General features: G+C 56.6%; 2 protein-coding genes. One reads left to right on the top strand and one right to left on the bottom strand.

Annotated elements, in window-relative coordinates:
• Nucleotides 1–313 precede the first annotated feature (313 nt).
• On the bottom strand, nt 314–3,415 hold the full coding sequence (locus tag ABX962_RS31865; protein ID WP_372725662.1) for a c-type cytochrome: 3,102 nt from the start codon (nt 3,413–3,415) through the stop codon (nt 314–316).
• A gap of 327 nt (nt 3,416–3,742) precedes the next feature.
• Here ABX962_RS31865 and ABX962_RS31860 point away from each other — a divergent pair.
• A partial coding sequence (locus ABX962_RS31860) for a VOC family protein (RefSeq protein WP_372725660.1) occupies nt 3,743–4,044 on the top strand: 302 nt, incomplete at its 3' end.

The following is a 4,044-nucleotide window of genomic DNA, read 5'->3' as shown; positions in this document are numbered from 1 at the left end:
GTCAACACGCGAATGCCTCTGAAGTTCATACTGCCGCAGCTTTCGCTGCTTCACAATCAAACGCCGGCATGCAACAAGTAGTCACCTCTCTCAAACGGAGTTTGGGAGAGGTCGAGCAGAGCCTTCAGCGATTGCTCGGGTGAGGGCGACCGAGCAAGTAGAAGCCACCGTGCGCTAAGTTGCGTGGTTGGCCCTCACCCGGACGAGGCCTGTGGGGCCCGTCCGACCTCTCCCTAGCTGCGCTCGGGAGAGGTGACTTGCGCTGACCGCGGAGTTGCTCTCTGCGTCAAGACGCGAATGACGCGCCGGCTGTCTACTTGGCTCCGAGCGAGAGGTAGGCGTAGAGGGCGCGGATCTGCGTGTCGCTCATCTCTTTGAGTAAATCCGATGGCATTAGCGAGGTCGGTAATGCCTTGAGCGTTTCGATCTCTTCGCGTGGAATCATCGTCGTTTGATTGTCGGCGTTTCGCAGCGTGACCGTGGTCGGCGTCTGCTCGGCAATGATCCCGTTGATCACGCGGCCGTCGTCGGTCAGTACTAAGTACGACTGGTAGCCTTCGCGAATCTCTAAGTTTGGCAATACGATCGAATCGACCCAGAAACCGATCTTGCCGCGTTCGTATCCATCCAGCGGCGGTCCCGTCTTGCCCCCTTCGCCAAACAATTGGTGACAATTACCGCAGGTCTTGGCAAAAATCGACTTGCCCGCTTCCGCATCGCCTAGCTCGGCGGCAAGCATCTCACGAAGCCGTTTGGTTTGCTCGATTTGCTCGGGCGTCGCGGTAGCTGAGATTGGACCAAACACCGCTTCGACCTGTTGGACGATTTCCGGATCATCGTAACTGCGAAGCTGCTGGACAACGTCGTAGGGAATGTGTTCGCGTTGCACTCGCCACTGCGTCAATTCCGTCAACAACTGTTTCGCCCACGTCGGTCGCGATGCAAGCGTCCGACAGGCGGCGGCTCGCAATCCATGCTCTGCCGAAATTCGGTTGCCAAAGGACGATAATAAGACGCCTGCAATCGAATCGGTGTCATATTGGCGAAGCGAAGCGATTGCAACTCGCTGTAGCGCCGGTTCGGACGTTCTGCTTCCTGTTGCCAACGCAAGCAAACTCTTCGCGGCCGCCGCGTGATGGACTTCGCCAAACACGTTCGCCACCTCGATCGCCAACGGCAAATTCGATTGCGGACTCGAAAGCAGTTTGTTTGCTTCGTCGATCGCCGCGGCGTCCCCACGACGCAGTGACAGGATCAAATCCGATTGGCCGATCGACGCCTTGTAATCCGCCAATGCCTTGTCGAGTGATTCAGGCAACTTGGGAATCGCACGGCCTTGGAATGCCAAATCGATCCCCTGGATCAATTCGCCACGCGACGCATCATCCGGCGCCATCGCGATCAATTGACTGCAATGCTCAAAGTCCTCCGCACCGCCGGCCGACGCATAACGCTGGACGAGCCGTTTCAAGATCGTTTGTTTCACCATCGTCGTGCGCCACAACGATTCATCGGCGAACATCGACTCGATCGCAGGCCATGAATCGGCGTGCGCTTCGATCGCCCACCAATTCATTAGCGGCATGTGCGGATCGTTGGCATCGTCGTTATGTCGCAACAGTGCCGAAACGATGCTCAGTCCCACATCGGGTGAGAGTCGTTTTGCGGTCGCTGCCAATTGGCTGCGGACTTGCACATCCGTCTCGGTCGCCGCCATTGTCGCAAGTCCACGGTGGTCTTCGTGTCGATCGCCCAATAGACGCACGACCCAGCGACGGACGTGGGGGTCGGAGTGCGAGAGCCAGCGAGTGGCCAAGGAGTTGTCAAATTTGCCGAGTAGGTTCAATGCCCACAATGCCTCGAGCGAAGCCGATTGATCCACTTGTACGGCGAGTGAGTCGGTTACCGATGAGTCGCCTCGCCAGCCCAATTCCAACACGGCACGCTGCCGAACCCATTTGTTTTCGTGCGAGAAAAGCTTGATCAACGTTTGGTTGTCGGCGCGGCTGAGATCGCCTTGTTGATAGCTGGCCGTTTTTCCTTCGGGGACGACTCGGTAAACCCGTCCGCTTTCCTTGTGCCAATCATCGACGGGGCTGACGTGGCTGAGCCGGCTGTCGTACCAATCGGCCATATAGACGGCGCCATCGGGACCCACGCCAGCGTACACGGGGCGAAACCAACGGTCGGGCGTCTCGATCAGATTCGGCTCGTCCACGGTTCGGTAAGTCGATCCGTCGGGGATCCGCTTGCTCCGCCAAACCAAGTTGTGCAGCGAATTCGGAGCAATGATGTTTTGGCTAAAATCCTTCGGGAACAGCCCTCCTTCGTAGATACAGAAGGCTTGCGGGAACCGTCGTCCATCTCCTTCGAATTTCATCGCGGTGAAATATCCGAAGGCATAGGGATTGGTCAGCGGTCCGTGTTTGCCCCAATTCTTTTCGCTATAGCTGCCTTGGGGAAAATAGTAGCCTCGTGTGTTGCCACCGTTGGTGCCGGTGAAAACGCGGCCTTTGGAATCAATGTCGAGACTGAAGTTGTTGCCGCCCCCTTCGGCATAGATTTCAAACGCTTTGCTGTCGGGATGGTACCGCCAAACGCATTGGCCTTGAAAACGAACGCCCTTGGTCACTGCGGAACTGACGTCGCCTACGGTGGTGCTGCCGTTACAACCGTACAACCAACCGTCCGGCCCCCACATCATGCTGTTGGCGACCGAGTGAGTGTCTTGTAATCCAAATCCGCTGAGGTGGACTTCGGGGGCGGCGTCCGGCACATCGTCGCCATCGGCATCGGGATAGAACAACAAGTAGGGCGGATTCAAAACCCAGATTCCGCCGTGGCCGACTTGGACGGCCGAAGCAATGTTCAGTCCGTCGATCACGTCTTTGTGCGTGTCGTAGACGCCGTCCCCGTTCGTGTCTTCGAAGACGGTGATCTTGTCGGCACCGGGCGTGCCATGCGGAGGCGGTTCGGGGACACGGTCAAACACCGCACGCAGGTGCTGGTCGTAGCGAACGATTTTCAATCCCGCAGGAAATTGATATTGCCGGTACTGGACGACCCACATCCGGCCGCGAGAATCCCACGACAAAAACAGCGGCTGCGAGACGACCGGTTCGGCAGCGACCGCTTCGATTTTGAATCCGTCCAAAACGTCGAACGTGGTCAACGCTTCGTCGACGGGGGTGGGCAGCGAGTCGTCACGCATCACCCCGCGTCCCGGCCGGGTCCGCATGATTTCGGCGACCTGTTCATTGCCCGCTACCGCAGTATCCGAGTTGGTCACAGGGGGCTCGGTTTCTTGAGCGGCGGAAAACGTGGCCAAGCTCGCGAACACGATCGAAAGGACGGTACGAGTTCGCAGGCCAATTTTTTGCCAAGACCAATCGGTCATTGGGAAGAGTTGATGCATCGGTAATCACACGCAGGCGGGAGGGGGTGAAGGCAAGATCGTGTTTGGGGAGGGGCCTCTATCATAACTTCTCGCGTTGGATGATGGGCCAACGTCATTGATATCTCCAAAGGGGGGCCGCTGCGTTTGAAGCCGATTCGATAAAAGTCGCTGAATCACCGCGATTTTGATGGGATCGCGTAAGGCAACGTTTAAATCCGGGTATAAAAGAACGGATGCGGATTCCAGCTCTCGTCATGGGCAATTCTGCCCGCTACCGCAATCAGAAAGCGTTCGCTTTCCAACCGTTAATGACATCACCATCCCAATACTTAAGGGAAGAATAGAATGACTTACCCACGAACTTTTTCGCATATCGGCATCTCGGTGACCGATTTAGAGCAAGCGGTCGAATTCTATACGAAAACATTGGGGTGGTACGTCATCATGCCTCCCACCGAAATCGTCTCGGATGATTCCGCGATCGGGGTGATGTGTGATGACGTCTTTGGCAAAGGCTGGGGGCGATTTCGAATTGCTCACTTGGCCACCGGTGATCGCGTCGGCATTGAATTGTTCGAATTCGATAATGCGGAAAAGCCTGAGAACAATTTCGAATATTGGAAAACAGGCGTGTTCCACTTTTGCGT

This window comes from Novipirellula sp. (assembly GCF_041583735.1).
Taxonomy (GTDB): domain Bacteria; phylum Planctomycetota; class Planctomycetia; order Pirellulales; family Pirellulaceae; genus Novipirellula.
The sequence above is the reverse complement of the archived record's forward strand: the minus strand, read 5'-3'. Positions and strand labels throughout refer to the sequence as shown.